Source organism: Kiloniellales bacterium (genome assembly GCA_030064845.1).
Lineage (GTDB): Bacteria > Pseudomonadota > Alphaproteobacteria > Kiloniellales > JAKSDN01 > JASJEC01.
This window is the reverse complement of record JASJEC010000029.1, coordinates 1-26,256: the sequence shown is the minus strand read 5'-3', so window position 1 is coordinate 26,256 and position 26,256 is coordinate 1. Positions and strand designations below refer to the sequence as shown.

The window sequence follows — 26,256 nt, the reverse complement described above, 5'->3', positions numbered from 1 at the left end:
GTCGCGGCCGCACCGGGCCGCGCCAGAAACCAGGGAGAGACAGCCATGGCTTTCAACATAAAGGGACGCAACTTCCTCAAGGTAATGGATTTCAACCAGCGGGAGCTGCGCTACCTGCTCGACCTTTCCCGCGACCTCAAGCGGGCCAAATACGCCGGCACCGAGCAGCAGCACCTCAAGGGCAAGAACATCTGCCTGATCTTCGAGAAGTCGTCGACCCGGACCATGTGCGCCTTCGAGGTCGCCGCCATGGACCAGGGCGCCGGCGTCACCTACCTCGGCCCGTCCGGTTCGCAGATCGGCCATAAGGAGTCGATGAAGGACACGGCGCGGGTGCTCGGGCGCATGTACGACGCGATCGAGTATCGGGGCTTCGGCCAGGAGATCGTCGAGGAATTGGGTCAATATGCCGGCGTGCCGGTGTTCAACGGCCTGACCGACGAGTTCCACCCGACACAGATGCTGGCCGACGTGCTGACCATGCGGGAGCACTGCGACAAGCCGCTGCACGACATCTCCTACGCCTTCGTCGGTGACGCGCGCAGCAACATGGGACACTCGCTGATGATCGTCGGCTGCATCATGGGCATGGACGTGCGGCTCGCGGCGCCCAAGGCGAACTGGCCGAGCGACGAGTACCTCGGGCCGGCCCGCAAGCTCGCCGAGCAGAACGGCGCGCGCCTGACGATCACGGAGGACCCCTTCGAGGCGGTCAAGGGCGCCGACTTCATCCATACCGACGTCTGGGTCTCCATGGGCGAGCCGGCCGAGGTCTGGGAGGAGCGGATCAAGCTGCTGACGCCCTACCGGGTGAACAGCGAGCTGATGGCGGCTTCGGGCGTGCCGAACACGCGCTTCATGCATTGCCTGCCGGCGTTCCATAACAGGGAAACCAAGGTCGGCGAGGAGATCTTCCAGAAGCACGGGATCTCCGAGATGGAGGTCACCGACGAGGTCTTCGAGTCCCCCGCCGCGGTTCAGTTCGAGCAGGCGGAGAACCGGATGCACACCATCAAGGCGGTGCTCGTCGCCACGATCGGGTCTTGAGCGATGCGTGTCGTCGTAGCTCTGGGCGGTAACGCCCTGCTCCGCCGCGGGCAGGCGCTGACCGCCGAAAACCAGCGGGAGAACGTAAGGGTCGCCGCCGAGGCGATGGCGCCGATCGCCGAGGAGCACCAGCTCGTCATCTCCCACGGCAACGGTCCACAGGTCGGTCTGCTCGCCCTCCAGGGCGCCGCCTACAAGCCGGACGAGGTCTATCCCCTCGACGTTCTGGGCGCCCAGACCGAGGGCATGATCGGCTACATGATCGAGCAGGAGTTGGGGAACCTGCTGCCCTTCGAGGTTCCCTTCGCCACCATCCTGACGATGATCGAGGTCGACCCGGAGGATCCCGCCTTCAAGAACCCGACCAAGTTCATCGGTCCGGTCTACGAAGAGGCCGAAGCCAAGCGCCTGGCCGAGGAGAAGAACTGGTCGATCAAGCCCGACGGCGACAAGTGGCGTCGGGTCGTCGCCTCGCCGCTGCCCAAGCGGATCTTCGAGATCCGGCCGATCCACTGGATGCTCGAGAAGAACACCATCGTGATCTGTGCCGGCGGCGGCGGCATCCCGACGGTCTATGACGAGAACCGCAAGCTGCACGGCATCGAGGCGGTGATCGACAAGGACCTGGCGAGCGAGCTCCTGGCCCGCGACCTGGAGGCCGATCTCTTCATCATGGCGACCGACGCCGATGCGGTCTATGTCGGTTTCGGCACACCGGAAGCGAAGCGAATCAAGACGGCCTCGCCGGCCGCGATCCGGGAGTACGAGTTCCCGGCCGGCTCCATGGGGCCGAAGGTCGAGGCCGCCTGCCAGTTCGCGGAACGCAGCGGCAAGGCCGCGGCGATCGGCGCGCTGGCCGACCTGCCGGACATCGTCGCCGGCAAGGCGGGCACAACGATCCGGGGCACGGCGAGCGGCATCGAGTGGCACTAGAAGGTGTGATGTAGGTCAAACGGTGCAGGCGACGCTGCAGCGAGAGCGGTAAAACCGTATCGTGCCGCGTTCCGAGCCTCGCGCTACTCCAGGGAGGAGGAAGTTTGGGAGTGTGCCATGCCATAGCCTGTCAGGGCGTCGGACCGGCGTCGCGAGCCGGCGGCGGCGTTTTGCCGCGCCTGGGGAGATTCGGACCGCGTGGACTGCTGTTCACGCGGCCCAATCCCGGCTATGAATCGAGCATGGAAACGGAAAACGACGGGCCGGCGGCAAAGCCCGACGCCGAGAAATCGAGGAACTTGAGCCTCCTCGCGGCCTTCGAGGCCACGCTTCTGTTCAGCCGGTGGCTTCAGATCCCGCTGCTGGTCGGGCTGATTGTCGCGCTGGTCCTGATCCAGTTCAAATTCGCGCAGCACCTCTTCGTCATCATGGCTGATCTGCAATCGGTCGGCCGGGAGCGGGTGATTCTCGTCACCCTGGACCTGATCGACATGGTGCTGATCGCCAACCTCGTCGTCATGATCGTGATCAGCGGTTATGAGACCTTCGTCTCGAACCTCCATATGGAGGACGAACCCAGCGTGCCGCGTTGGATGCGGCGGTCGACGACGGGCAAGCTCAAGCTGAGGATCGCAACCACGATCCTGCTGATCTCGACGATCCACATGCTGCACGTATACCTCGATCCGGCGCGGGTGGATCCGTCCGAAATCACTTTCATGCTGATCGCACAGGGCATTTTTGTGCTGACAGCGGCGGCATACGTGTTCTTCAATTGGCTCGAGTACGGGCCGGGCAATAGAGGCGATCTCTAGGCGGGAAAGGGCCTCGCCGGTCGCAGGGAAGGGGAAAGGCAATGGTTCTCGATCTCGTCCGCTATTCTCGAATTCTCGAGATCGTCGGCGACATCCTCAAGGTGGAGGTGCCGGAGGCCGTCGATGGCAAGGGACCGGCGGTGCGCTTCGGCGACCTCGCCGTCCTCGAGGGCGCGGAGGGGCACAAGTCGCTCGCCCAGGTCATCAACATCAACCGGCAAGCGGTGTCGCTGCAGATCTTCACCGGGACCAAGGGTATCTCGACCAGCTCGACGGTGACCTTTCTGGGTCATCCCATGCGCGTCACCTATTCGCCCAACATCCTCGGCCGGGTCTTCGACGGCACGGGCAACCCGATCGACGGCGGCCCGGATCTCTCCATGGACCAGCAGGTGACCATCGGCGGCCCCTCGGTGAATCCCGCCGAGCGCATCGTTCCGACCAAGATGATCCGCACCGACGTGCCGATGATCGACATCTTCAACTGTCTGGTGGAGAGCCAGAAGATCCCGATCTTCTCGGTCTCCGGCGAGCCCTTTAATCCCTTCCTGGCGCGTATCGGCATCCAGGCCGACGCGGATATCGTGGTTTTCGGCGGGCTCGGGTTGATCTTCGACGACTACTTCACCTTCCGCAAAACCTTCGAGGACGCCGGCGTGTTCTCGCGGACGGTGATGATCATCAACCAGGCCTCCGACCCGATCGTCGAACGGCTGCTGGTGCCCGACATGGCGCTCGCCGTGGCGGAGCGCTTCGCGGTCGAGGAAGGCAAGCGCGTCCTGGTCCTGCTGACCGACATGACGGCCTACGCCGACGCCTTGAAGGAGGTCGGCATCTCCATGGAGCGCGTGCCCTCGAACCGGGGCTACATGGGCGATCTCTATTCCCAGCTGGCCCGGCGCTACGAGAAGGCCTGCGACTACGCCAAGGGCGGCTCGGTGACGATCCTGACGGTCACCACCATGCCGGGCAACGACGTCACGCACCCGGTGCCGGACAACACCGGCTACATCACCGAGGGGCAGTTCTATCTCCACGACGGCGTGATCGATCCCTTCGGCTCGCTCTCGCGCCTCAAGCAGAACGTCATCGGCAAGGTCACGCGCGAAGACCACAGCCAGATCATGACCACCATGATCCGCTTCTATTCCGGCGCCCGCGACGCCCAGCAGAAGCAGGCCATGGCCTTCGACCTCTCGGACTACGACGAGCAGCTCCTGAAATTCGGCAAGCTGTTCCGCGAGCGCTTCATGGACATCGAGGTGTCGCTGCCGCTCGAGGAGGCCCTGGACCTCAGCTGGCGGACCCTGGCCGAGTGCTTCCAGCCCGAGCAGCTGCTGATGAAGCAGGAGCTGATCGACAAGTATTTCCCGAAGGACGTGGCGCCGACGGTCGAGCCCGAGGCTGGCGCGGACCAGCCGTCCGACGAGGACGAGGCCGGCCAGGAAGCCCCGGAAGCGGCGGCGGCCGACGAGGCGGTCGAGACGGAACCGGAAGCATCGCCCGAGCCCGCCGCCGAGACCGAGGAGTTGGCGGCGGCCGAGTCAGAGGAGAAGGGAGGCAAGAGTGGCGCGGCTGCAGCTCAGTAAGTCTTCCCTGGCGCGCCAAGCCAAGGACCTGCGCACCTTCCAGCGCTTCCTGCCGTCGCTCGACCTGAAGCGCCAGCAGCTGATGGCGGAGCGGGCGAAGGCGGTGAAAGCTCTTGAGGAGGCGCGCGCGGGAATCGATGGCTTCAGGAAGGAGGTCGGGCAGAAGCTTCCCATGCTCGCCAACATGAACGTCGATCTGACGGATCTCGCCAAGCTCTCCAAGGTCGAGCTGGGCATGGAGAACGTCGTGGGCACCCAGCTGCCGAAGCTGGAACGGATCGAGGTGACGGTCCAGCCCTACGCCGTCCTGTCCAAGCCGCACTGGGTCGACAACGTCGTGGCCATGCTCCACGACATGTTGGAGCTGCAAATTCGCGCCCAGGTCGCGGAACGGCGCGTCGCCCTGCTGGACGCTGCCGTGAAGACGATCACGCAGCGGGTCAATCTCTTCGACAAGGTCCTGATCCCCCGCGCCCGGGCCAACATCAAGCGGATAAAGATCTATCTGTCGGACGAAGAGATGTCGGCCGTGGTGCGCTCCAAGATCGCCAAGCGCAAGCGGGCGGCGGAGGCCTCGGCATGAGCATCGCGCGCCTCAAGAAAGTCACGCTCTGCGGGCTGCTGAAAGAGAAGAAGCAGGTGCTCGAAGGGCTGCAGGAGCTCGGCTGCATGCACCTGCTCCCCCTGCGCCCGCCGCCCGCCGAAGCCGAGAATGTGGCCTCGCCCCGCGCCGAGGCGGCCTACAAGGCTTTGCGTTTCCTGACCGACATGCCGCAGAAGCGCCGGCAGGTGGTCCGCGACCCCCAGTTCGACGTCGGCAAATTGGTCAAGGAGGCGCTCGACCTGAAACAGGAGCTGCGCGACACCGAGGACCGCCGGGACTTCCTGGCCCACCGCATCGCTGCGGTCGAGCCCTGGGGCGATATCTTCTTCCCGCCCCAAGAGTCGCTCGCCGGCTACCGGCTCTGGTTCTACATCGTGCCGCTTGGCAAGCTGGACGCGCTGACGGACGTCGATCTGCCTTGGCAGATCGTGCGCAAGGACAACCGCTTCGCCTACGTCGTGCTGATCTCCCAGGACGAGCCGCCGGGCGACGTCCTGCCCGTGCCGCGCACCCATACCGGCGCCCTGCCGGTCGCGGAGCTGAAGGCGCAGCTCGAGGAGGCCGAGGTCGCGCTTGAGGACCTGGTCGCCCGGCGCCTGGCGCAGACCCGCTACGTCTACCTGCTCAGCGTCAATCTCGCCGAAGCGGAGAACCGCGCCTCGCTGACCTACGCCGACCAGCAGACCCGCGACGGCGACGGCATCGTCGCGGTCCAGGGGTGGGTTCCCGAAGACGCGATCCCCGCCGTCCAGGCCTTGGCCGAGGAGAAGGGGTTGGCGTGCCTCTTCGAGGATCCCAGGCCGGACGAGGAGCCGCCGACGCTGCTGCAGGAGTCGGAGCGAATGGAGGCCGGCGTCGACCTCGCGCTGTTCTACACCGTGCCGCCCTACCGCATGTGGGACCCGAGCGCGGTGCTGTTCTTCTCGTTCTCGGTATTCTTCGCCATGATCCTGGCGGACGCCGGCTACGCGGCGGTCTTGTTGGGCGGCCTCCTGTTCTACTGGAAGCGCCTCGGACAGAGCGCGAAGGCCCGTGCTTACCGCCTCCTGGGTCTTTCCCTGGTCGGTTGCAGTGTCGTCTACGGAGTCATGGTCGGAAGCTATTTCGGCGTGCAGCCGCCGAAGGGCTCGGTGCTGGACTCCCTCCACGTCATCGACATGAACAACTACGGGGCGATGATGAAGCTCTCGATCATCGTCGGCGTGGCCCATCTCGTGCTGGGCAACGCCATTGCCGCCTACGTGAAACGCGGGAGCACCACGGCGCTCGCCAATCTCGGCTGGATCGCCGGCCTGATCGGCGGCACCGCCGCGGTCTATGGCGAGCCGGGCGGGCAGTCTGTGCAGGCCGGCTACATCATGGTCGCCGCTGGCGCCCTGGCAGTCTTTCTGTTCACCAGCGAACGCCCTGTCAAACGACCCATCGACTACCTAACCCGCGCTTTTGATGGCTTCACCGCACTGACGGGGATCATGGGCGCGTTCGGCGACGTGCTGAGCTACATGCGGCTGTTCGCGCTCGGCTTGGCGGCCGCTTCCTTGGCGTCGACCTTCAACGGTTTGGCGATGCAAGCCCTGGAGGCGCGGCCGGGACTGGGTCTGCTGTTCGCCATCCTGATCCTGGTCCTGGGACACGTGGTCAATCTCGGCCTCAGCCTGATGAGCGCGGTGGTCCACGGCCTGAGGCTCAATTTCATCGAATTCTACAAATGGGGGATGCCGGGAGAAGGGACTGTCTTCCGGCGGTTCGCCCGCAAGGAGGTGCAACCATGAACGAATTCATCTTGGCCCTGGGATGGGTCGGAATCTACTCGCCGATGGCCCTCGGCGCCGTCGCCTCCGCGATCGGCACCGCCATCGCCGGTCAGGCCGCCATTGGCGCGATGCTGGAGACCGAAGGGGGCTACGGGCGCTTCGTCGGCCTGACCGCGCTGCCGTCCTCCTTCGTGATCTACGGCATCGTCATCATGTTCACCCTGAACCGCGAAGTGACGCCGGAAAACGCGGGCGGCCTTTTCGGGGTCGGCTTGTTCGCGGGATTGGCGCTTCTGTACTGCGGCAGCGCTCAGGGCAAGGCCTGCGCCTCCTCGATCAACGCGTCCAAGGAGAAGCCTGAGATCTTCGGCCTTTCGTTGGCCCCGGCCGCGATCATTGAGGGCTTCGGGGTCTTCGCCTTCGTGTTCGCGTTGGTCGTCAGCGCCGGCATCGCGGGAGGGGCATGATGGCGAAGCAGACAGCCGAAACGGACGCGCCCTCCAGCGGCGTCGATGCCCTGATCGCCCGCCTCAGGGACGAGGGCGTATCGGCCGGGCGCAGCGAAGCCGAGAAGATCGTGCGCGATGCCAAAGCCGAGGCGAAGAAGACCCGGGATAAGGCGCGGGCCGAGGCGAAACAGCATCTCGAGGCCTCTCGCAAGGAGGCGGACGCCTACCGCGCCGCCGGCGAGGAGGCGCTCAAGACGGCCATGCGCGACACGGTGCTCGACATGAAATCGACCCTCATGCAGCGCTTCAGCTCCGACGTTAAGCGCCTGGTGTCGCACCAGCTGCAGGATCCCGAGGTGCTCAAGCAAATGATCGTCGCCGTGGCCGGCCGGGTGCGCGCGGACGCGGACGTTGAAGACGACGACGCGCTCGAGGTTATCCTGCCGGACACGGTCGCCGGCCTGGAAGAGCTGCGCAACAACCCCGAGAAGGTGCGCAAGGGCAAGCTGACCGACCTGGTGTTCGGCCTGACCGGCGAAATGCTGCGGGACGGGGTGTCGTTCGTCGCCTCGGACGAGGTGACGAACGGAATCCACATCCGAATGAAGGACAAGAACATCACCCTCGACCTGACCGAGCAGGCCGTGGCGGCCCTGCTGCTGCAGCACCTGCAGCCCCGGTTCCGGGCGATCCTCGAAGGCGTTGTCAAGTAGCCGGACCCGAGCCATGAGCGATCCCGACGCCTACATCATGCTGATGTCGAGCCTGCCGAGCCCGGAGGCTCTGTTTCGCGCCAAGCAGCCGCCCCTATCCCGGCTGAAGCTCGACCAGCGGCTGCGCGTGCTGACGCCCGAGGACGCCGAGACTCTGCGCCTGGTGGAGCACGTCGTGCACTGGCGCCAGATTCCCATGGGGGCGTCGGAGGAGGAGATGATCAAGCGGGCGCGCGACGCCCTTGAGAAGATCGACAACGAGACCGTGCAGCTGATCGTGCGCGACCGGCTCGAAATCCGCACCTGCGTGGCCGCGCTGCGCCGGCGCGCCCGGGGCGAGGCGGCGCCGGCGGCCGACGTGCCCTGGGGCTTCGGGCGCTGGGTCGGCCACATTGCGCGCAACTGGACGGAGCCCACGTTCCGGCTCGACGGCGTGTTTCCCTGGCTACGCGAGGCGGACCGCTTGATGAAGCAGGACGATCCCATGGCCCTGGAGCGGCTGCTCCTCGAGCAATCCTACAAGCGCCTGCAGCGCCGGGCGGGAGAGCACGCCTTCGATTTCGAGGCGGTTGTCATCTACGTCCTGAAGTGGAGCATCGTGGACCGCTGGGGGCGTTACAACTCCGAAGCCGCGTCGCGACGTTTCGAGGATCTCACCCAGGCCGGCCTGGGTGACTACGCGACCTTGTCGTTTGAAGGGGAGGCCTGATGGCTAGCAAGTCCGAAACTTCCGGTTCCACAGCGGGCGGAAAGTCGAAGCAGGGCGCCTCGGCTCCGCGCAAGCGCAAGGCCGCCGGCGCGGAGGCCGCGGCGCCGCCGCCCGCGGTCGGTGAGATGAGGAACATTAAGATCACGGGCGCCGAGAAGCCGAAGGGCGGCGGCGGTCGGGCCGGCGCGCAGTCAAACGGAGAGTCGGAGCACGGCAGCAACTTCCCGGAAACCGCCAGGATCGTCGCGGTGCAGGACGACCTCGTCGAGATCGAGGCTGAGATCGGAGTCGACGGCGAGCCCGCCCATCTCGTCAAGAACGAGGTCATCTACATCCGGCCCAGCATCCTGAACGAGCGCGGCGAGCAGGAACGCCTGAAGGCCGAGGTGCTCCGGGTGCGTGGGGTGAACGCCGACGCCCAGGTCTATGAGAGCACGACGGGCGTCGCGGTCGGCGACGTGGTCGAGCAGAGCGAAGAGCTGCTGTCCGTCGAGCTTGGACCGGGGCTGCTCGGTCAGGTCTACGACGGGCTCCAGGCCCCTCTGCCGAAGGTCGCGGTCCAGTACGGCATCTTCCTGCCGCGCGGTGTCGAGGTCCCGCCGCTCGACCCGAAGAGCAAGTGGTCCTTCGTGCCCAAGGTCAAGAACGGGGCCGAAGTGGTGGCGGGCGACACCCTGGGCACCGTCCAGGAGGGCCGCTTCACCCATAAGATCATGGTGCCCTTCGGATGGCCCGGCGAGTTCCGCGTGACCTGGATCCAGGAGGGCAGCTTCCACGTCCGCGACGTCGTGGCGCGCCTCGAGGACAAGGCCGGGCGCGAGCGGTCCGTCTCGCTGTCCCAGAAATGGCCGGTGCGTCGGTCGCTGAACGCGGGACTGCTGAAGCGGACCCTGTCCCGCCGGCTCTACCCGGACGAGCCGGTCATCACCACCCAGCGCCTGATCGATACCTTCTATCCGATCGCGCGCGGCGGCATGGCCTGCATCCCGGGGCCGTTCGGCGCCGGCAAGACGGTCCTCCAGGGCCTGATCGCGCGGCACTCGTCGGTCGATGTGGTCATCGTCGTGGCCTGTGGCGAACGGGCCGGCGAGGTGGTCGAGACCATCAACGAATTCCCCGCCATGAGCGACCCCAAGACGGGCGGCACGCTGATGGATCGTACGATCATCATCTGCAACACCTCGTCGATGCCGGTGGCCGCGCGCGAAGCCTCGATCTACACGGGGCTCACGCTCGGCGAGTACTACCGGCAGATGGGCTACGACGTGCTGCTGATCGCCGACTCGACCTCGCGCTGGGCGCAGGCGATGCGCGAGACCTCGGGCCGTCTCGAGGAGATCCCCGGAGAGGAGGGCTTCCCGGCCTACCTCGAGTCCTCGATCAAGGGCGTCTACGAGCGGGCCGGCGTGACCGAGACGAACGACGGTTCGGTCGGCAGCCTGACGATGATCGGCACTGTCTCACCGGCCGGCGGCAACTTCGACGAGCCGGTGACCCAATCGACGCTGTCGACCGTCAAGTGCTTCCTCGGCCTGTCTGCGGACCGGGCCTACAAACGCTTCTACCCGGCGGTCGACCCGCTGATTTCATGGTCGCGTTATCGGGCGCAGCTGACCCCCTGGTTCGACGAGAACATGGAGGCGGGCTGGACCCAGCGGGTCGAGGAGATGCAGGAGCTCCTGCTCCGCGGCGACGCGGTCGCGCAGATGATGCAGGTGACCGGCGAGGAGGGCGTGACGCTGGAAGATTTCGTGAACCATCAGAAGGCGTTCTTTCTCGACATGGTCTACCTGCAGCAGGACGCCTTCGACTCGGTCGATTCCTCGGTCTCCCTCGAGCGGCAGAAGATGACCTTCAACAAGGTCTTTGAGCTGGTCACCCGACCCTACAACTTCGACGACAAGGCGGCGGCGCGCGACTTCTTCACGCGCCTGACCGGCCTGTTTAAGAACTTCAACTATGCCGCCGAGGGATCGCCGGACTACGAGGATCTGCTCAAGCAGATCGATGGGCTCTCCGCCGGCGTCTCTTGACCCAGTGGCCGCCGGGCGGGTGGTCCCGCCTCGGTTCGGTTCAGGCCGGCCGGATCGGCGTGCTCAGTCTCGTTTCGGTCGCGTCCCGAGGGTGGTAGAAGGGAGAGGGCGGCCGTTCGCCGTCGCGCTCTGCGCCGGCGTCGCGGCCGGCCAGGTCCTACCGCTTCGGCTCGTGCCTCGATGAAAGCGTTGCTCGCTGCTGTCCTGTTCGGCTTCTCGTCCCTCGCGCTTTACGGCGCCGCCGCGGCGCGCGACGCGCAGCTGAGCGGCCTGGTCGAGAGCGTCATCTCGGACGAGGACATCCAGGGCGAACTGCCGCGCGACCTCTCCGACCCGGAAACCGCCGAGCCGCCCGGCCAGGATCGGGGCTGGCCGAACCTGCCGCGTTTCACCCTGCCCACCATCGAAGGCCTCGATCCGGTCTCCTCGACCCTAGCCTGGGTCCTGATCATCGCGGCGGCCGCGCTGCTGCTCCTGTTCCTGGCGCGCAGCCTCGGCCGGCTCGATTTCGGCGCCGCCGCCCAGGCCCGGGTCGAACGGGCGCCGCTCGAGGGGCCGGGTGGCGACGGCGGCCCGCCGCCGGGCTTGGAACAGGCCGAAGTACTGGCGGCCAGCGGGCACTATGCCGAAGCGGTCCGCGTGCTGCTGGCGGCGCTCATCGCGTTGTTTCATAGCCGTCTGGACCCGACACTGGGGCCGTGGCTCACGAGCCGCGAGATCGAGAGGCGCGTTGCGTTGCCGGAAGAGGCCCGCGCCGCCTTCGTCCACATCGTCGGCGCGGTCGAGGTCAGCCATTTCGGCGGCCGCGCCGTCGACGACACGGCCTACCGGCGTTGCCGCGAGGGTTACCGGCAGGTCGCGGCCGCCGCCGAGGGGGGCGTCGGGTGAACGGGGCGCCGGTGTTCCAGCCGCGCACGGTGTTCTGGCTGGTCGTCGTGGGCAGTCTTTCCTTCGCCGCCGCCCTGGTGGTCATGGTGCTCGGCCAGGACATCGGAACCACGGCGAAGGCGAACAGCTTCTCGACCTCGGCGATCGGTCATCGGGCCTTCGTGGAGACCCTCGACCGACTCGGCTTTCGCGTCCTCGTTTCGCGCCATAACTCGGCCGAGAAGGCGGGTGAGGAGGGGCTCCTGGTCCTGGCCGAGCCGATACCGGGCGAGAGCGGTGTCACCGATCTCCTGGGTGCGCCGAACCTGCTCTATGTTCTGCCGAAGCGGACGGGCAAGCCCGATCCCGACAATCCGCGGTGGCTGCTGGAAACCGCGATAGTGCCGCTCCCGGTCGTCGAGGCGAGCCTCGACCGGATCCTGTCCGGCGCCCAGGTGGTGCGGCCCAAGACGTCGCCGGCCTGGCGCAGCGGCGCACCGGGTCTGGAACCCGAGATCGCGCAGCCGCAACTGGTTCGCTCCGAGCGTCTCAGCCCCTTCGTAGGCAGCGACCAGGGTGTCCTGCTCGGCGGGCTCCAGACCGGATCCGGCACGCTCTGGGTCCTCTCTGATCCCGATCTGCTGGCGAACCACGGGATCGGCCTGGGCGACAACGCGGCGCTCCTGGTGCGCGCCCTGGAACACATGAACCCGGCGGGCGGGCTGATCGTGGTCGACGAGACAATCCACGGCTTCACCCAGCCACCCAGCCTGTGGCGCAGTCTTTTCGCTTTTCCCTTCGTCGTCGTTACCGTCCAGGCCGTGGCGACCCTGGTCGTTCTGATGCTGGCGGCGACCGAGCGCTTCGGCGCCCCGCTGCCGCTGCCCCGGGTCCTGCCCGAGGGCAAGGCCGCGCTGCTCGCCAATACGGCCGATCTGCTCAGCCTCGGGGGCCACGGCCGCGACCTGCTGCGGCGCTACGCCCGGGTGACCCTGCGCGACGTCGCCCGACGGCTGCAGCTTCCGGCCGGGCTGACGAGGGACGAGATGATCGCGCGCCTCGACCGGATCGCCGAGGCCCGCGGCATCGGCGACCGCTTCGCCGAGATCGACGCCCTGGTCGGCGCCAGCGCCCTGCGCTTCGGGGACGGCGGGCGCATCCTCCAGGCCGCGGGGCGCTTGTTTCATTGGAAACGGGAGATGTTGAATGGATCTGTCGGCGGTTCGCGCGGTTAGCGACGGGCTCAAGAGCCAGGTCGGCAAGGCCGTCGTCGGGCAGGAACGCGCGCTCGACCTCATGCTGGTCGCGCTGCTCAGCGAGGGGCACATCCTGCTCGAGGGCGTGCCCGGCGTGGCCAAGACCCTGCTGGCCCAGTCCTTCTCGGCCGCCCTGTCGCTCCAGTTCGGCCGCATCCAGTTCACGCCGGACCTGATGCCCGGCGACGTGCTCGGCACCAACCTGTTCAACTTCCAGACCAACAGCTTCAGCCTGACCAAGGGGCCGATCTTCACCCAGCTCCTGCTCGCCGACGAGATCAACCGGACGCCGCCCAAGACGCAGGCCGCCCTGCTTCAGTCGATGCACGAGCGGATCGTTACCATCGACGGCGAGAGCTACGATCTGGGGGCCGGTTTCATGGTGATCGCGACCCAGAACCCGATCGAGCAGCAAGGCACCTATCCGCTGCCCGAGGCGCAGCTCGACCGCTTCCTCTTCAAGCACGTCATGGGCTATCCCAGCCTCGAGGAGGAACAGGCGATCGTCCGCCAGCACGGCCACCGCACCACCATGCCGCGCCTGGCCGACCTCGGCCTGACCCCGGTGACCGACCTGGCGGGCCTGGAAGAGGTCCGCGCCTTCGTCGCCGGCCTGCGGCTGGCCGACGACCTGATCGCCTACATCGTCGACGTCGTGCGCCGCACCCGGGAACATCCTTCGCTTCAGTTCGGCGCCTCGCCGCGCGCCGCCAACATGCTGGCCTCGGCGGCCCGGGCCTACGCCGCGTTGGCGGGCCGGGACTACGTGATTCCCGACGACATCAAGACGCTGGCCTTGCCGGCCCTGCGCCACCGGGTCGTGCTGGCGCCGGGCGCCGAGATCGAGGGGCTCGACGCCGACCAGGTGGTTCAGCAGATTCTGGACCAGGCCGAGCCGCCCCGATGATCCGTCCCACGCCCCTTGCCGTGGTCCTCTTCGGGCTCGGCATTCCCTTGGCGCTGCTCCTGGTGGTCGTCGAGCCGGGGTACTGGGTCTTCGCCTTCGCCTATCTCTGCGCGGCGCTGATCCTGACCGGGGCCGACGCGCTCTTGTGCCTGCCGGCGCGCGCGCTCGCCCTCGAGGTGCGCGTGCCGCCGCTGCTCTACATCGGCGAGCGGGGCGTGCTCGACGTAGAGCTGTCGGCAGCCGGGGCCGGCCAGGCCGCGGTGATCGAGCTGGTCTGCGACGTCGGCGCGATCCTGACCCGCCCGGATCCCCTGCGTTTCCTCTTCCAGCCCGGCCAACGGACGACCGTGGCGGTGCCCCTCGTCCCGAAGCGGCGCGGCACGGCGGCGGTCGAACGGCTCTGGCTGCGCTGGCAGGGGCCGCTCCGCTTGGCGCGGCGGCAGCACATCCACGGGCTTGGGGCGCAGATACCCGTGGTGCCGAATGTTGCCGCCGTGCGCCGCGCCGCCTTGAAGTTCCAGGCCCCGGACTCGCCCTTCGGCGCCAAGCCGCAGAGCCAGCAAGGCGACGGATCCGAGTTCTCCGCCTTGCGCGAGTACGTGCCCGGCCTCGATCACCATTCGATCGACTGGAAGCAATCGGCGCGCCACCGGATCCTGCTGTGCAAGGAGTTTCGCACCGAGAGGAATCACCAGATAATCCTGGCTTTCGACACGGGCCATCTGATGAGCGAGCCGCTCGACGGGATCCCGCGCCTCGATCACGCCATCAACGCGGGCCTGCTGCTCGGCTACAGCTCGCTCCGCGCCGGCGACCGCATCGGCCTCTTCGCCTTTGATTCCCAGGTGCGCCTGCTGGCCGCGCCGGCCGGTGGGATCGGCGGTTTTCCCCGGCTGCAGCGGGCTTCCGCCGAGCTGGCCTATCGCCGCGACGAGACCAACTTCACGCTCGGCTTGGCCACGCTGCTCGGCCAGTTGCGGCGCCGCTCGCTGGTCATCGTGTTCACCGAGTTCGTCGACACGGTCACCGCCGAACTGATGGTCGAAAATCTGCAGCGGCTCGCGGCCCGGCATCTGGTGATCTTCGCCACCTTGCGCGACCCGGCCCTGTCGGCGGCGCTCGATCTGGCGCCGCGCGACCTCAAGATCATGACCCGCGCGGTCGTCGCCGACGACTTCCTGCGCGAGCGCCGGATCGTCTATCAGCGGCTCGACCGGCTGGGCGTGCACTGTCTAGAGGCGCCCGCGGCGGATATCGGGGCCGATCTCCTGAACCGCTACCTGGTGATCAAGCAGAAGGAGCTGATTTGAGCGCGCCGCGGAGCCAACAGGACTACGTCCTCAAGAGCGCGGAGTTCCGCCGGGAACGGGAGCAGAGCTGGCGCGAGCTGGAGATCCTGACGCGCGGCGCGGAAGCGGACGGGGTCGCGTCGCTCGACACGACCTCCCTGATGCGCCTGCCGGCGCTCTATCGGGCGACGCTGTCGTCCCTCTCGGTGGCGCGCAGCATCTCCCTGGACCAGAACGTTGTCAGCTATCTGGAAAGTCTAGCGGCCCGCTCCTACTTCGCCGTCTACGGCGCCAGGGCGGGCTTCTGGCGTTCCCTCTACGACTTCTTCGCCTGGCGCTTTCCGGCCGGCGTCCGGGCCGCCGCCGGCGCCGTTCTGCTGTCCTTCGCGGTCTTCATGCTCGGCGCGGCGACCGCGTTCTGGCTGACCCTCGGCAACGCCGACTGGTTCTACACCTTCGTCCCAGCGGATCTCGCCGGCGGCCGCAACCCGGGGGCGACGACGGAAGCCCTGCGCGAGACGCTCTACACCAAGCCGGAGGACGCGAGCGAATGGCTCTACAGCTTCGCGGCCTTCCTGTTCTCGCACAACGCGCGCATCGCGATGCTGTGCTTCGCCCTCGGTTTCGCGCTCGGCGTGCCCGTGGTGCTGATGATCTTCTACAACGGCGCCATTCTCGGCGCCTTCATAGCCCTGTTCCACGATCGCGGCCTGAGCCAGGAGCTGCTGGGCTGGTTGCTGATCCACGGCTCGACCGAACTGCTCGCCCTCTGGCTCTGCGCCGGCGCCGGATTGGTGCTCGGCGGTGCCGTGGCCTTCCCGGGACGCCACGGCCGGCTCGCCAACCTGGCCCGGCGCGGCCGCCAGGCCAGCGTCGTCGTCATGGGCGCCGTCTTCATGCTGTTCATCGCCGGCCTGCTCGAAGGACTGGGCCGGCAGATCGTCAACGACACGGCCGTGCGATATATGATCGGCTGCGGTGCCTTCGTTGCGTGGATGCTCTATTTCACCTTGGCCGGGCGGGGCCGGCGTGATGGCGGCGACTGACGGGCAGGGTGCGCGCCGCGCCGATCCACGGCGGCGCGAGATCGTGACGCCCGAGGGCGTCGCCTTTCCGGTCCGGCTGGCCGACCGCAGCGAGCGCCTGGGCGCGGTGCTGATCGATCTGCTCATTGTCTTCGGCGCGCTGATCCTGATCTTCTCCGTGGGGTTATTCGGCATGGCCCAGGCGGCGTGGCTGCTGCCCCTGGTGATCCTGGCCTCCTTCGCGGTGCGCAGCTTCTACTTCATCGCCTTCGAGCTGCGCTGGCAGGGCCGCACGCCGGGCAAGCGCCTGGTCGGTTTGCGGGTGATCGACCGCCACGGCGGCCCGCTTCGGCCCGATGCGATCTTCGCCCGCAATCTGATGCGGGAGGTCGAGCTGTTCATGCCGGTGACCCTGCTGCTCCTGGGCGAGCGTGGTGGCGTCGAGGGCTGGTTCACGCTCCTGGTGCTGATATGGCTCGCCGTCTTCGTGCTGATGCCGTTCTTCAACCGCGACCGCATGCGGGTGGGCGATCTGATCGGGGGAACCTGGGTGATCGTCGCGCCCCGAGCCCAGCTGCTGCAGGACCTGGCGAAGCCGCGCGCCGCCGCCCCGGGCGCGGCCGCCGCCGGGTCCGGCAGCTATCGTTTCACCAAGGCTCAGCTCGACATCTACGGCATCTACGAGCTGCAGGTCCTGGAAGACGTGCTGCGCAACCGCGGCAGCGCGGCCAGCACGACGCTTCACGACGTCTGCCGGCGCATCCAGCGCAAGATCGGCTGGCGGCCCGAGGTCCGGGTTACCGAAGCGCGCTTCTTTCTCGAGGCCTTCTATGCGCAGCTCCGCGCCCACCTGGAAGCCAAGATGCTGATGGGCGTCCGGCGGGAGAGCAAGCACGACCGCGGCGGTTCGTAAGCGGCGGCATCAGTCGAACACGGCGGCGATCTGTCCGCTGTCGATGCCCTCCTGGTCGATTCTCAGGTCGTGGTAGCCGACCGCGACCAAGACCGCGGTGAAGGCCGCGCTCAATGCTGACAGGAACCAGGAGCCGACGACGACGGCGGTCGGACCCAGCATGACCAGGAAGAGGCTGGTGATCATCAGGACAACGATCATCAGGAAGACGGAGATCAGCACCAGGGCGAAGATCGACCAGCGTTTGCCCTTGGTCAGGCTGGCGCTGCGGTTGAAAGCGGCGAAGATGCCCGGCCGTTCGACCACCGTAACCGGAATCACGACCCAGAAGACCGTAAGGATGATCAGACCGGGCACCACGAGGAGAAGAGAGCCGATGCCGATCATGATCGTGAAGATGATCGCCACCGCGATCACCGGCAGCGCGGAGGCGAAGCCCTTGCCGACGATCTCGCCGAGACCGGCCATCTGGCCTCTCAGGTCTTTGACCGTACCGTATACGACGGCGGCGGTCAGAACCTGGGCGAGCAAGGCCTCGAGCAGGACCAGCCAGAACTCCGCGGCCTGGCTCCCGGCGGCTCCTGCCGACATCGCTCCGAGCTGCAAGAGCAGGCTCGGGCTATAGACCAGCAGCGCCAGAACGCCGAAGGAAACGATGTTCCGGAACAGGGTGGTGAATGTCTTGCCCAGAACGCCGCCGATGGAGAACTCTTCGTGCATGGTTCGCTTCCTTGGCCTTAGAGTGCCGCCGAATCCCTGGTCTTGCCCCCCGCGGCGTAAACAAAGCGTGAAGGACCGCTGGAAGATAGCGCAACCCTCCTGGCCCAACGAGAGCGGGCGCCTGGTGTCGTGGTCCGCGCCCGATTCCATTCGGGCTCCATCTACTCTAGTCTGCAAACTTCACGTCGTCGGGGGGCAGACCAATGACAGAAGCGGGAGGGCGCGCCGATCTGGTGATCCGCAACGCCCGGCTGATCGACGGAACCGGCGCGCCGTCGCGCACCGGCGGGCTCGCCGTAACAGACGACAGGATCAGCGCGCTGGGCGACGTTTCGGCGCTCAGCGGCGCGCTCGTGATCGACGCGGGCGGCAAGGCGCTGGCCCCCGGCTTCATCGACGTTCATACCCACGACGACCGGGCGCTGCTAAGCGACCCGGCCATGACCTGCAAGGTCAGCCAGGGCGTCACAACCGTGGTCACGGGCAACTGCGGCGTCAGTCTGGCGCCGCTCGCGCTCGACCAGCGGCCGCCCCCGCCGCTCGACCTGCTGTGCGAGGAGGGACCCGGGTTCTATGCCGACTTCGGCGACTATCTCGACGCGCTCGACCGGCACCCTTCGGCGGTCAACGCGCTCTGCCAAGTCGGCCACTCCTCGCTCCGCGTCGGCGCGATGGACTCGCTGAACCGAGCGGCCGACCCGGCGGAAATCAAGACCATGTGCGGCCGGCTGGAGGCGGCCCTCGATGCGGGCGCGATCGGGTTCAGCACGGGCCTCTACTATCAGCCCGCCGTCGCGGCGCCGACCGAGGAGGTGATCGCGCTGGCCGAGGTGGCCGGCGGCCGGGCGGCGATCCATACGACCCATATGCGCGACGAGGGCGACGGGATCGCCGATTCCCTGGAGGAGAGCTTCCGGATCGGGCGGGCCGCCGGTGTCGCCGTGGTCATCTCCCATCACAAGTGCTGCGGTCAGGCCAACTTCGGACGCTCGGGCGAAACCCTCGGGATGATCGAGGACGCCCGCCGCCGGCAGGCACTGGGGCTCGATGCCTATCCCTACGTCGCCGGCTCGACCGTCCTCGAGTCGACCCGTCTCTTCGATTCCAGCCGTATCATCGTGACCTGGTCCAAGGCGCGCCCGGAATTCTCGGGGCGGGACCTGGCGGATGTCGCCGAAGAGCTGGGGCTGTCTCTGGAGGAGACCGCCGAGGCGCTGTCGCCGGCGGGCGGCATCTTCTTCATGATGGACGAGGCCGACGTGCGCCGGATCCTGGCCTATCCCCACACCATGATCGGGTCCGACGGACTGCCCCACGACGAGTTTCCGCACCCCCGTCTCTGGGGCACCTTTCCGCGGGTGCTCGGGCACTACGCCCGCGACGTCGGGCTGTTCAGCCTGGAACAGGCGGTGCACAAGATGACGGGGCTCTCGGCCGGGCGCTTCGGCCTCAAGGACCGTGGTGCGCTCAGGGTCGGCGCCATGGCCGATCTGGTGCTGTTCGATCCGGCGACCGTGATCGACCGCGCAAGCTTCGAGCAGCCGACGGCGCCCGCCGCCGGGATCGAGGCTGTCTGGGTGAACGGCAGGGCTGTCTGGCGCGACGGCGCCGCGACCGGCGCCCGGCCCGGGCGGGCCATCCGCCTGCAGGACTTGGCGGCGGCCGCTTAGGGCCTGTTGACATTCACGGCGCGCTTCTGGTCCGAGTGAAATCGGCCTGCTGTTAGGCGCGAGGAGGAAGGACATGCCGGGCATATTCGACGACAAGCAACGCGGCAGCGGACCGATTGCGCCGGATCCCTTCGGGACGGGCGCATTCGCGCCGGGGCGGCGTCGCGGAAGGCCTTGTGGAGGGCTACCCCACGGCGCCTCCCGCTCCTGGCCCCGGCGCAAATTCGCTCCTGCCAGGAGCGCGCCGTGAATGTCAACAGGCCCTAGCGCAGAGCCGGGTTAGTGCCGGCCCGGCGGCAGCTCCACGTTGACTTCCAACATGGATACGGTCCCCATCTCCTCGACCTTGATCGACACCTTGTCGTCCGGCACCTGAACGTACTTCTTGATGACCCGGAGCATGTCCTTGTGCAGCTTGGGCAGGAAATCGGGGCCGAGGGAAGAGGCCCGCTCGTGGGCCATGAGGATCTGCAGGCGGTCTCTCGCGGCCGGCGCGGATGCCGGCTTCTTTCTGAAAAGGTCCAGAAGGCTCATGCCGATCTCCGCAGAAGGCGCTGCAAGAGGCCTCTCTTGGGCGCCTCGATGAAACGATGTGCCAGATCTTCACCCAGGAAACGCGACACGGCGTCGGAATAGGCCAGACCGGCCGGCGAACCGGAGTCGAGAACCACGGGGGAGCCCAGGTTCGACGCGCGCAGCACCGATTCGCTTTCCGGGATCACGCCCAGCAGGGGGATCGCCAGGATCTCCAGGACGTCGTCGACCGTCAGCATCTCGCCCCGTCCGACCCGGTCGAGGTCGTAGCGGGTTAGCAGCAGGTGCTCCTTGACCGGCTCGAGCTCCTGCTCGGCGCGCCGCGAGCGGCTGGCCAGGACGCCGAGGATGCGGTCGCTGTCGCGCACCGAGGAGATCTCGGGGTTGGTCACGACAATCGCCTCGTCGGCGAAATAGAGCGCCATGAGGGCGCCCTTCTCGATGCCCGCCGGGCTGTCGCAGATGATGTAGTCGAAGTCCTGCCGCAGCGCGTCGAGCACCCGTTCGACGCCGGCCTTCTTCAGGGCGTCCTTGTCGCGGGTCTGGGAGGTCGGGAGAATCCAGAGATTCTCCACCCGCTTGTCCTTGATCAGGGCCTGCTTGAGCCGGGCATCACCGTTGATCACGTTGATGAAGTCGAAGACGACGCGCCGCTCGCAACCCATGACAAGGTCCAGATTGCGCAGGCCGACGTCGAAGTCGACCACGACGGTGCGGTAGCCCCGGAGCGCGAGGCCGCAGGCAACGGAGGCGCTGGAGGTCGTCTTGCCGACTCCTCCCTTGCCTGATGTCATAACGATAATCTTGGACACGTACTTCTCCGATAACTGAGGTGGTTATCCGTGGCAGCGCCACGACGGACGAAAAAACAGTCCTCCCCTTTCCCACTCTCGCTGTAAGCCCCGGGCAGCCGGATCCTGCGCTGGCTGGCTTTTTGAAAGACCGCGTCGCTCGGACCCACCAGACGCATCCCCTTCTAGCGCATCGGCTCGATGACTAGAAGATCGCCTTTCAAATAAATCTGCACAGCGCGGCCGATCAGCTTGTCGTCCATGTCCTCGCGCACGAGCCAGTGTCCGGCGACCGACACCAGCTCGGCCTGCAGGGAGTCGCAGAAGATTCGCGCCGAGGTGTCGCCCGACACGCCGGCCAGCACCCGTCCGCGTATCGTGCCGTAGACGTGGATATGGCCGTCGGCAAGAAGCTCCGAGCCGGCGCCGGCCGTGCTCAAGATGATCAGATCGCTGTTCTGGGCATAGACCTGGCGGCCGGAGCGAATCGGCTGGGTGACGACCATGGAGCTGCGGTGCACCGCCTTGGGCGCCTCCTCTTGCGGCTCCGGCTGCCGCTCTTGCTCCTGCTGCCGTTCATGACTCGGGCTCTGTGCCGGCCGCGGCCGGGGACCGGCCTCCAGGGGCTTGCTGGCGCGCCACATGGGGAAGACGCTCAGCCCGGCTTCGGAAGCCGCCTGGTTTCGCTCGTCCGAGCCGCTCTGCACGCCGACGGCCACGAGATTCAGCCGCCGCATCTCGCCGATGATCTCGTTGAAATCGAGAGGGTGGTCTTCAGGCAGCCCATCTAGGTCGAGCGCGACCGGCGCGTCCCGGTAGAAGTTCGGCGCCTGACCGGTCTTCTCGCCGAGCCACTCGAAGAAGCCCGGCTGGATCAGGTCGGTGCCGTTGACCACCAGGAGCGTGTAGGTGCCGCCGCGCAGCTTGAACGAGGGACGCTCGGCGGGCGGGCTCGCCCCATCGCCGCTATCGTCCTCGCGCGCGCCGCTCTCGTCCTCGTCGTAGACTTCCCGCGGTGCCACGAGTCGCTCGTACCGCTTTGAGGAGGGGGTACCCGTCACCTGGCGTCTAATCCCACCATGTCTCGACAGCGCCAATGGTCGCGTCAAGATGCGGAAGCCAAACTATTAGTCACCGACAGCACACGGCGAGGCAGAATCCGCATCAACAATTGCAAACTAATAGAAAGTTTGGCGTCTGGGCAAGCGCTACTCTGCCGAAAATCACGATTTATTCGGCGCTTTTGTGCGTTTCACCGAGTTTTCCGGGCCTCGAAACTTTCCGCGCCACGCCCGAGTTATCATGTGCTCTTGCGCGAACGGGGCCGTGCGCGGCCTATCAGCGGTGTTCCGGGCGGCCCTCGCGATCCGGGTTCGATCGGTCCTTCTTGCCGTCTCTCGGCGCCATGGCCTCCCAGGCTTCGGTTTCCCGCCCGACGGAGACCAGGTGAATGACGATGCCTCCCAGGTCGCTCTCGCCCTCCATGCGCACCGGCACCGGGCCGTAGCCCGGGACTACCGGCGCCATCAGGATGTCCAGGTTCTTGGGCATGTACTGCAGGCCGAAACGCTTCTTCTTCTTGCGGAACCCGGCGACCCTCTGGACCTGCACCCGGCACACCATCGCCTCGCCGGCGAAGACGCCGAACTCGGTCGGCTCCAGGCGCCGCGTGCCATGGTCGCTCGCGTGCAGCAGGTAGAGCTTCTTGCCGTCGTAGACCGGCGCCGTGCCGGCGCAGCGGCCGGACTTGCTGACCCGGTCGATGATCGACACGAGTCCGCTGACCGGGTCCATCGTACCGTCGATCTGGTCTCCAGTCGGCTCGTCGTTGGACGTGCCGTTGCGCGGCGGGTCGAAGCGGGGCTCGGGCATGCCGTCGCGGTAGGTGATCCAGCGGGACCGTTGATCTCCCGGCTTGCGCATGGCGCTCTGGAAGCTGGCCGGCCAGAGCCGGTCGCCGCCATTGCGGCCCTGGCTCCGGGCCTGGACCCGGTAGGGATAGGCCCAGCCGACGACGCCGCTGGTCTCGGCCACGAAGGCGGCTCTGTAATTTGAGGTAGTGTTGTTGAATTGAACTTCAATTTTAAAGGGCTGAAAGCCGCCCTGCCACATCTCGTAGGACAGCACGAGACCCTTGGGGTTCTCGGCCCTCGCCGGCGCGCTCAGCAGAAGTGCGGCCATGACGGCAGGGAGAATGGCGGCAAGTGGTTTGAATGGCTGCAATTTTTGGCTCCTGATACTGCCCAGCCCGTTATACGAGGGCGGGCGGTCCGGCGTTCCAAGGCCCGGCCGCGTGCCTTGGCCGCCTCAGGGAGTTATGCTAACCGCCGAGAGTTTCAAGGCGCTAAACTACAGCATCGGAGGGTAGGGCGGAACCCATGGATCGGAGCTTTCTCGACCACCTGCGAAGCGAGACGGCGGCTCTGGCGGAGGCCGGGCTTTACAAGGCCGAGCGCAGCATCGCCACGCCCCAGGCCGCCGCGATCGAAGCGGACGGCCGGGAAGTCATCAACTTTTGCGCCAACAATTATCTCGGGCTCTCCAGCCATCCCGTGGTGGTTGAGGCGGCCCGGGAGGCCCTGACCCGACTCGGCTACGGCATGTCATCGGTGCGTTTCATCTGCGGCACCCAGACGGTTCACAAGGAGCTGGAGGCCCGCCTCTCGGCCTTCCTCGGCACCGAGGATACGATCCTCTACTCGTCCTGCTTCGACGCCAACACCGGCCTGTTCGAGACTTTGCTGGACGAGCGCGACGCGGTGATCAGCGATGCGCTGAACCACGCCAGCATCATCGACGGCATTCGCCTCTGCAAGGCGCGCCGCCTGCGCTACGCCAACAACGACATGAAGGAGCTGGAGGCCAAGCTGTCGGAGGCCGCGGACTGCCGCTTCCGGCTGATCGCGACCGACGGCGTGTTCTCCATGGACGGCACGATCGCCAACCTGCCGGCCATCTGTGAGCTGGCCGAGCGGCACCGGGCCCTGGTGATGGTCGACGATTCCCACGCGGTCGGCTTCATGGGGGCCGGGGGCCGCGGCACGCCGGAACACTTCGGCGTCGCCGACCAGGTCGACATCGTGACCGGGACCCTGGGCAAGGCGCTCGGCGGCGCGTCGGGCGGCTACACCTCGGGCCGCAACGAGGTGATCGCGTGGCTACGCCAGCGCTCGCGGCCCTATCTCTTCTCCAACGCGTTGATGCCGGCGATCGCCGCCGCCTCGATCAGCGTGCTCGACCTGCTGGAGACCGGCGGAGACCTGCGCGAGCGGCTGTTCGCCAACGGGCGGCGCTTTCGCGCCGGCCTGGAGGCCCTGGGCTTCAGCCTGGTGCCCGGCGAGCATCCCATCATTCCGGTCATGCTGGGCGACGCCAAGCTGGCCCAGGACATGGCGGCGCGCCTGCTGGACGAGGGGATCTACGTGATCGGCTTCTCCTTCCCGGTGGTGCCGCGCGGCCAGGCGCGGATCCGCACCCAGATGTCCGCGGCCCACGAGGAGTCCCATATCGACCAGGCGCTCGCGGCCTTCGCCAAGGTCGGCCGCGACCTGGGCGTCATTTCCTGAGGAGAGAGAGCCGTGGCGACAATGAAGGCGCTGGTCAAGAGCAGGCCCGAGGAAGGCCTCTGGCTGGAGGAGGTGGAGCGTCCGCGCGTCGGCCACAACGACCTCCTGGTGCGCGTGCGCAAGACGGCGATCTGCGGTACCGACGTTCACATCTACAACTGGGACGAATGGTCGCGCGAGACCATCCCCGTGCCGATGACCGTCGGCCACGAGTTCTGCGGGGTGGTCGAGCAGGTCGGCAGCGAGGTGGCCGGCTTCAAGCCGGGCGACCGGGTATCGGGCGAGGGCCACATCACCTGCGGCCAATGCCGCAACTGCCGCGCCGGGCGGCGACATCTCTGCGCCCACACCCAAGGTGTCGGGGTCAACCGTCCGGGCGCCTTTGCCGAGTACCTGGTGATTCCGGCGATGAACGCCTACCACCTGCCCGATTCGATCAGCGATGAGGTCGCGGCCATTCTCGACCCTCTGGGCAACGCGACCCATACGGCGCTCTCCTTCGATCTGGTCGGCGAGGACGTTCTGGTCACCGGTGCCGGGCCGATCGGCATCATGGCGGTGGCCATCGCGCGCCACGTCGGCGCGCGCCACGTGGTGGTGACCGACGTCAACGACTACCGCCTCGGCCTGGCCAGCAGGATGGGGGCGACCCGCGCGCTCAACGTCACCCGAGAGACGGTCAAGGATGCGATGGAAGACCTGGGCATGCTGGAAGGCTTCGACGTCGGCCTCGAGATGTCCGGCAACCCGACCGCCTTCCGCGACATGCTCGACGTCATGATCCACGGCGGGCACGTCGCCATGCTCGGGATCCCGCCGGGCGACTCGACGATCGACTGGCATCAGGTGATCTTCAAGAGCCTGACCTTGAAGGGCATCTACGGCCGGGAGATCTTCGAGACCTGGTACAAGATGACCTCGATGCTGCAGAGCGGCCTTGACGTGCAGCCGCTGCTGACCCACGCCTTCCCCTTCGAGGAATTCCAGGAAGGCTTCGACGTCATGCGCTCGGGGCAGAGCGGAAAAGTGGTGTTGGATTGGCAGTGAGCGGCCGCGCCGGTGCCGCAAAGGCCCGCGCCCGAAATCGCCGATCAGGCCCCAGGCTGCTTCTGTTCTTCTTCGCTGCGCTTGCGCTCCCCTTGGCAGGCTGCACGGGCGCGTTCTTCCATCCGACCTCGGAGCATGTCCGCACGCCCGACAGGATCGGGCTCGTCTACCGCGAGGTCGACTTCCGCTCCGGCGACGGCGTGGCGCTGCACGGCTGGTTCCTGCCGGCCGACGCGCCGCGCGGCGCCTGTACGCTCGTCTTCGCCCACGGCAATGCCGAGAACATCTCGACCCACATCGCGAGCGTGGCCTGGCTGCCGCCCGCGGGCGTGAACGTCTTTCTCTTCGACTATCGCGGCTTTGGGCGCTCCGCGGGCGCACCCGATCTGCCGGGTGTGCACGCGGATTTCGGCGCCGCCCTCGACCACGTCATGGCGCGGCCCGAGGTCGACCCCGACCGGGTCGCGGTCCTGGGCCAGAGTCTCGGCGGCAGCGTCGCCATCGTCGGCCTCGCCCGCTCTCCTCATCGAGCGCGGGTGCGCGCGCTAATCATCGAAGGCGCCTTCTCCGATTACCAGGTCATCGCGCGTGAGAAGCTGGCCGCTTCCTTCGTGACCTGGCCGCTGCAGTGGCCGCTGTCCCTCACCGTCGACGGCGATCACCGCCCCTTGGCCGAGATCGGCCGGATCAGCCCGGTCCCCGTGCTGATCGTGCACGGGCTCGACGACAGGCTCGTGCCGCCCAGCCACGCCGAGGCGCTCTATGCCGCCGCGCGCGAGCCCAAGGCGCTCTGGTTGCTGCCGGAGACGGGCCACATCGAGGGCTTTCGGGACCCGGCCAACCGGGAGCGAGTGCTCGGCTTCCTCGCGCCCTGCCGGGCGTGAGCTAGGGCCTGTTGACATTCACGGCGCGCTCCTGGCGGGAGCGCATTTGCGCCGGGGCCAGGAGCGGGAGGCGCCGTGGGGTTGGGCCCCACAAGTCCTTCCGCGACGCCGCCCCGGCGCAAATGCGCCCCGTCCCGAAGG

General features: G+C 67.2%; 25 protein-coding genes. 20 read left to right on the top strand and 5 right to left on the bottom strand.

What is annotated here, in order from left to right; translation table 11 throughout:
* Nucleotides 1-45 precede the first annotated feature (45 nt).
* From QNJ67_12475 to QNJ67_12400, 16 genes are all read left to right on the top strand, one after another.
* Nucleotides 46-1,047, top strand: coding sequence for an ornithine carbamoyltransferase (locus QNJ67_12475; protein ID MDJ0609784.1), 1,002 nt, complete (start codon nt 46-48; stop codon nt 1,045-1,047).
* 3 nt (nt 1,048-1,050) lie between these two features.
* On the top strand, nt 1,051-1,980 hold the full coding sequence (gene arcC / locus QNJ67_12470; GenBank protein MDJ0609783.1) for a carbamate kinase: 930 nt from the start codon (nt 1,051-1,053) through the stop codon (nt 1,978-1,980).
* Between the two features lie 170 nt (nt 1,981-2,150).
* Entirely contained in the window at nt 2,151-2,795 is a 645-nt protein-coding gene (locus tag QNJ67_12465) for a YqhA family protein (GenBank protein ID MDJ0609782.1), read from the top strand.
* Between the two features lie 41 nt (nt 2,796-2,836).
* Nucleotides 2,837-4,384 carry a V-type ATP synthase subunit B gene (locus QNJ67_12460; GenBank protein ID MDJ0609781.1) on the top strand — a complete coding sequence of 516 codons (1,548 nt, stop codon included), beginning with the start codon at nt 2,837-2,839 and terminating at the stop codon, nt 4,382-4,384.
* On the top strand, nt 4,362-4,967 hold the full coding sequence (locus tag QNJ67_12455) for a V-type ATP synthase subunit D (protein MDJ0609780.1): 606 nt from the start codon (nt 4,362-4,364) through the stop codon (nt 4,965-4,967). The genes QNJ67_12460 and QNJ67_12455 overlap by 23 nt, the downstream gene beginning before the upstream one ends.
* On the top strand, nt 4,964-6,760 hold the full coding sequence (locus tag QNJ67_12450; GenBank protein MDJ0609779.1) for a hypothetical protein: 1,797 nt from the start codon (nt 4,964-4,966) through the stop codon (nt 6,758-6,760). Before QNJ67_12455 ends, QNJ67_12450 begins: the two co-directional genes overlap by 4 nt.
* Nucleotides 6,757-7,209, top strand: coding sequence for an ATP synthase subunit C (locus tag QNJ67_12445; GenBank protein MDJ0609778.1), 453 nt, complete (start codon nt 6,757-6,759; stop codon nt 7,207-7,209). The genes QNJ67_12450 and QNJ67_12445 overlap by 4 nt, the downstream gene beginning before the upstream one ends.
* Nucleotides 7,209-7,904, top strand: coding sequence for a hypothetical protein (locus QNJ67_12440; protein ID MDJ0609777.1), 696 nt, complete (start codon nt 7,209-7,211; stop codon nt 7,902-7,904). The genes QNJ67_12445 and QNJ67_12440 overlap by 1 nt, the downstream gene beginning before the upstream one ends.
* A 13-nt stretch (nt 7,905-7,917) precedes the next feature.
* Nucleotides 7,918-8,613 carry a hypothetical protein gene (locus QNJ67_12435; GenBank protein MDJ0609776.1) on the top strand — a complete coding sequence of 232 codons (696 nt, stop codon included), beginning with the start codon at nt 7,918-7,920 and terminating at the stop codon, nt 8,611-8,613.
* Nucleotides 8,613-10,646 carry a V-type ATP synthase subunit A gene (locus QNJ67_12430; GenBank protein MDJ0609775.1) on the top strand — a complete coding sequence of 678 codons (2,034 nt, stop codon included), beginning with the start codon at nt 8,613-8,615 and terminating at the stop codon, nt 10,644-10,646. The genes QNJ67_12435 and QNJ67_12430 overlap by 1 nt, the downstream gene beginning before the upstream one ends.
* A 189-nt stretch (nt 10,647-10,835) precedes the next feature.
* The gene (locus QNJ67_12425) at nt 10,836-11,534 is read left to right on the top strand and encodes a hypothetical protein (GenBank protein ID MDJ0609774.1); all 699 of its coding nucleotides are present in this window, start codon (nt 10,836-10,838) and stop codon (nt 11,532-11,534) included.
* Complete coding sequence (locus QNJ67_12420; GenBank protein ID MDJ0609773.1) at nt 11,531-12,748, top strand: hypothetical protein; 1,218 nt, start codon at nt 11,531-11,533, stop codon at nt 12,746-12,748. Before QNJ67_12425 ends, QNJ67_12420 begins: the two co-directional genes overlap by 4 nt.
* Nucleotides 12,720-13,676, top strand: a complete 957-nt coding sequence (locus QNJ67_12415; protein ID MDJ0609772.1) for a MoxR family ATPase — start codon at nt 12,720-12,722, stop codon at nt 13,674-13,676. The genes QNJ67_12420 and QNJ67_12415 overlap by 29 nt, the downstream gene beginning before the upstream one ends.
* Nucleotides 13,673-14,986, top strand: a complete 1,314-nt coding sequence (locus QNJ67_12410) for a DUF58 domain-containing protein (protein ID MDJ0609771.1) — start codon at nt 13,673-13,675, stop codon at nt 14,984-14,986. Before QNJ67_12415 ends, QNJ67_12410 begins: the two co-directional genes overlap by 4 nt.
* Nucleotides 14,983-16,011 (top strand): stage II sporulation protein M, encoded by a 1,029-nt coding sequence (locus tag QNJ67_12405; protein MDJ0609770.1) that lies wholly within the window; start codon nt 14,983-14,985, stop codon nt 16,009-16,011. Before QNJ67_12410 ends, QNJ67_12405 begins: the two co-directional genes overlap by 4 nt.
* On the top strand, nt 15,998-16,903 hold the full coding sequence (locus QNJ67_12400) for an RDD family protein (GenBank protein MDJ0609769.1): 906 nt from the start codon (nt 15,998-16,000) through the stop codon (nt 16,901-16,903). Before QNJ67_12405 ends, QNJ67_12400 begins: the two co-directional genes overlap by 14 nt.
* A 9-nt stretch (nt 16,904-16,912) precedes the next feature.
* On the opposite strand, the gene QNJ67_12395 is transcribed toward QNJ67_12400, so the two are convergent.
* Nucleotides 16,913-17,623: a hypothetical protein gene (locus QNJ67_12395; protein ID MDJ0609768.1), complete on the bottom strand. Its 711-nt coding sequence runs from the start codon at nt 17,621-17,623 to the stop codon at nt 16,913-16,915.
* Between the two features lie 203 nt (nt 17,624-17,826).
* Between QNJ67_12395 and QNJ67_12390 the strand changes: the two genes are divergently transcribed.
* The gene (locus tag QNJ67_12390) at nt 17,827-19,293 is read left to right on the top strand and encodes a D-aminoacylase (GenBank protein ID MDJ0609767.1); all 1,467 of its coding nucleotides are present in this window, start codon (nt 17,827-17,829) and stop codon (nt 19,291-19,293) included.
* A gap of 279 nt (nt 19,294-19,572) precedes the next feature.
* Here QNJ67_12390 and minE read toward each other — a convergent pair whose 3' ends face one another.
* The 4 genes from minE to QNJ67_12370 all read right to left on the bottom strand — a co-directional run bounded on the left by minE (nt 19,573) and on the right by QNJ67_12370 (nt 22,841).
* The gene (gene minE / locus QNJ67_12385) at nt 19,573-19,827 is read right to left on the bottom strand and encodes a cell division topological specificity factor MinE (GenBank protein ID MDJ0609766.1); all 255 of its coding nucleotides are present in this window, start codon (nt 19,825-19,827) and stop codon (nt 19,573-19,575) included.
* Nucleotides 19,824-20,639, bottom strand: coding sequence for a septum site-determining protein MinD (gene minD, locus QNJ67_12380; protein MDJ0609765.1), 816 nt, complete (start codon nt 20,637-20,639; stop codon nt 19,824-19,826). The genes minE and minD overlap by 4 nt, the downstream gene beginning before the upstream one ends.
* A gap of 164 nt (nt 20,640-20,803) precedes the next feature.
* Complete coding sequence (gene minC / locus QNJ67_12375; protein MDJ0609764.1) at nt 20,804-21,640, bottom strand: septum site-determining protein MinC; 837 nt, start codon at nt 21,638-21,640, stop codon at nt 20,804-20,806.
* Nucleotides 21,641-21,956: 316 nt separating this feature from the next.
* Complete coding sequence (locus tag QNJ67_12370) at nt 21,957-22,841, bottom strand: DUF3108 domain-containing protein (protein ID MDJ0609763.1); 885 nt, start codon at nt 22,839-22,841, stop codon at nt 21,957-21,959.
* Between the two features lie 155 nt (nt 22,842-22,996).
* On the opposite strand from QNJ67_12370, the gene QNJ67_12365 reads away from it, so the two are divergent.
* From QNJ67_12365 to QNJ67_12355, 3 genes are all read left to right on the top strand, one after another.
* Nucleotides 22,997-24,184 (top strand): glycine C-acetyltransferase, encoded by a 1,188-nt coding sequence (locus QNJ67_12365; GenBank protein MDJ0609762.1) that lies wholly within the window; start codon nt 22,997-22,999, stop codon nt 24,182-24,184.
* Between the two features lie 21 nt (nt 24,185-24,205).
* Entirely contained in the window at nt 24,206-25,231 is a 1,026-nt protein-coding gene (gene tdh / locus QNJ67_12360; protein ID MDJ0609761.1) for an L-threonine 3-dehydrogenase, read from the top strand.
* Between the two features lie 92 nt (nt 25,232-25,323).
* Nucleotides 25,324-26,115: an alpha/beta hydrolase gene (locus QNJ67_12355; GenBank protein MDJ0609760.1), complete on the top strand. Its 792-nt coding sequence runs from the start codon at nt 25,324-25,326 to the stop codon at nt 26,113-26,115.
* The last annotated feature ends 141 nt before the right edge of the window (nt 26,116-26,256 follow it).

Bases quoted from the DNA above. Each gene is read 5' to 3' on its own strand.
- QNJ67_12475 (MDJ0609784.1), top strand. From the start codon at position 46: ATGGCTTTCAACATAAAGGGACGCAACTTCCTCAAGGTAATGGATTTC.
- arcC (MDJ0609783.1), top strand. From the start codon at position 1,051: ATGCGTGTCGTCGTAGCTCTGGGCGGTAACGCCCTGCTCCGCCGCGGG.
- QNJ67_12460 (MDJ0609781.1), top strand. From the start codon at position 2,837: ATGGTTCTCGATCTCGTCCGCTATTCTCGAATTCTCGAGATCGTCGGC.
- QNJ67_12450 (MDJ0609779.1), top strand. From the start codon at position 4,964: ATGAGCATCGCGCGCCTCAAGAAAGTCACGCTCTGCGGGCTGCTGAAA.
- QNJ67_12445 (MDJ0609778.1), top strand. From the start codon at position 6,757: ATGAACGAATTCATCTTGGCCCTGGGATGGGTCGGAATCTACTCGCCG.
- QNJ67_12440 (MDJ0609777.1), top strand. From the start codon at position 7,209: ATGGCGAAGCAGACAGCCGAAACGGACGCGCCCTCCAGCGGCGTCGAT.
- QNJ67_12435 (MDJ0609776.1), top strand. From the start codon at position 7,918: ATGAGCGATCCCGACGCCTACATCATGCTGATGTCGAGCCTGCCGAGC.
- QNJ67_12430 (MDJ0609775.1), top strand. From the start codon at position 8,613: ATGGCTAGCAAGTCCGAAACTTCCGGTTCCACAGCGGGCGGAAAGTCG.
- QNJ67_12415 (MDJ0609772.1), top strand. From the start codon at position 12,720: ATGGATCTGTCGGCGGTTCGCGCGGTTAGCGACGGGCTCAAGAGCCAG.
- QNJ67_12410 (MDJ0609771.1), top strand. From the start codon at position 13,673: ATGATCCGTCCCACGCCCCTTGCCGTGGTCCTCTTCGGGCTCGGCATT.
- QNJ67_12400 (MDJ0609769.1), top strand. From the start codon at position 15,998: ATGGCGGCGACTGACGGGCAGGGTGCGCGCCGCGCCGATCCACGGCGG.
- QNJ67_12395 (MDJ0609768.1), bottom strand. From the start codon at position 17,623: ATGCACGAAGAGTTCTCCATCGGCGGCGTTCTGGGCAAGACATTCACC.
- QNJ67_12390 (MDJ0609767.1), top strand. From the start codon at position 17,827: ATGACAGAAGCGGGAGGGCGCGCCGATCTGGTGATCCGCAACGCCCGG.
- minE (MDJ0609766.1), bottom strand. From the start codon at position 19,827: ATGAGCCTTCTGGACCTTTTCAGAAAGAAGCCGGCATCCGCGCCGGCC.
- QNJ67_12365 (MDJ0609762.1), top strand. From the start codon at position 22,997: ATGGATCGGAGCTTTCTCGACCACCTGCGAAGCGAGACGGCGGCTCTG.
- tdh (MDJ0609761.1), top strand. From the start codon at position 24,206: ATGAAGGCGCTGGTCAAGAGCAGGCCCGAGGAAGGCCTCTGGCTGGAG.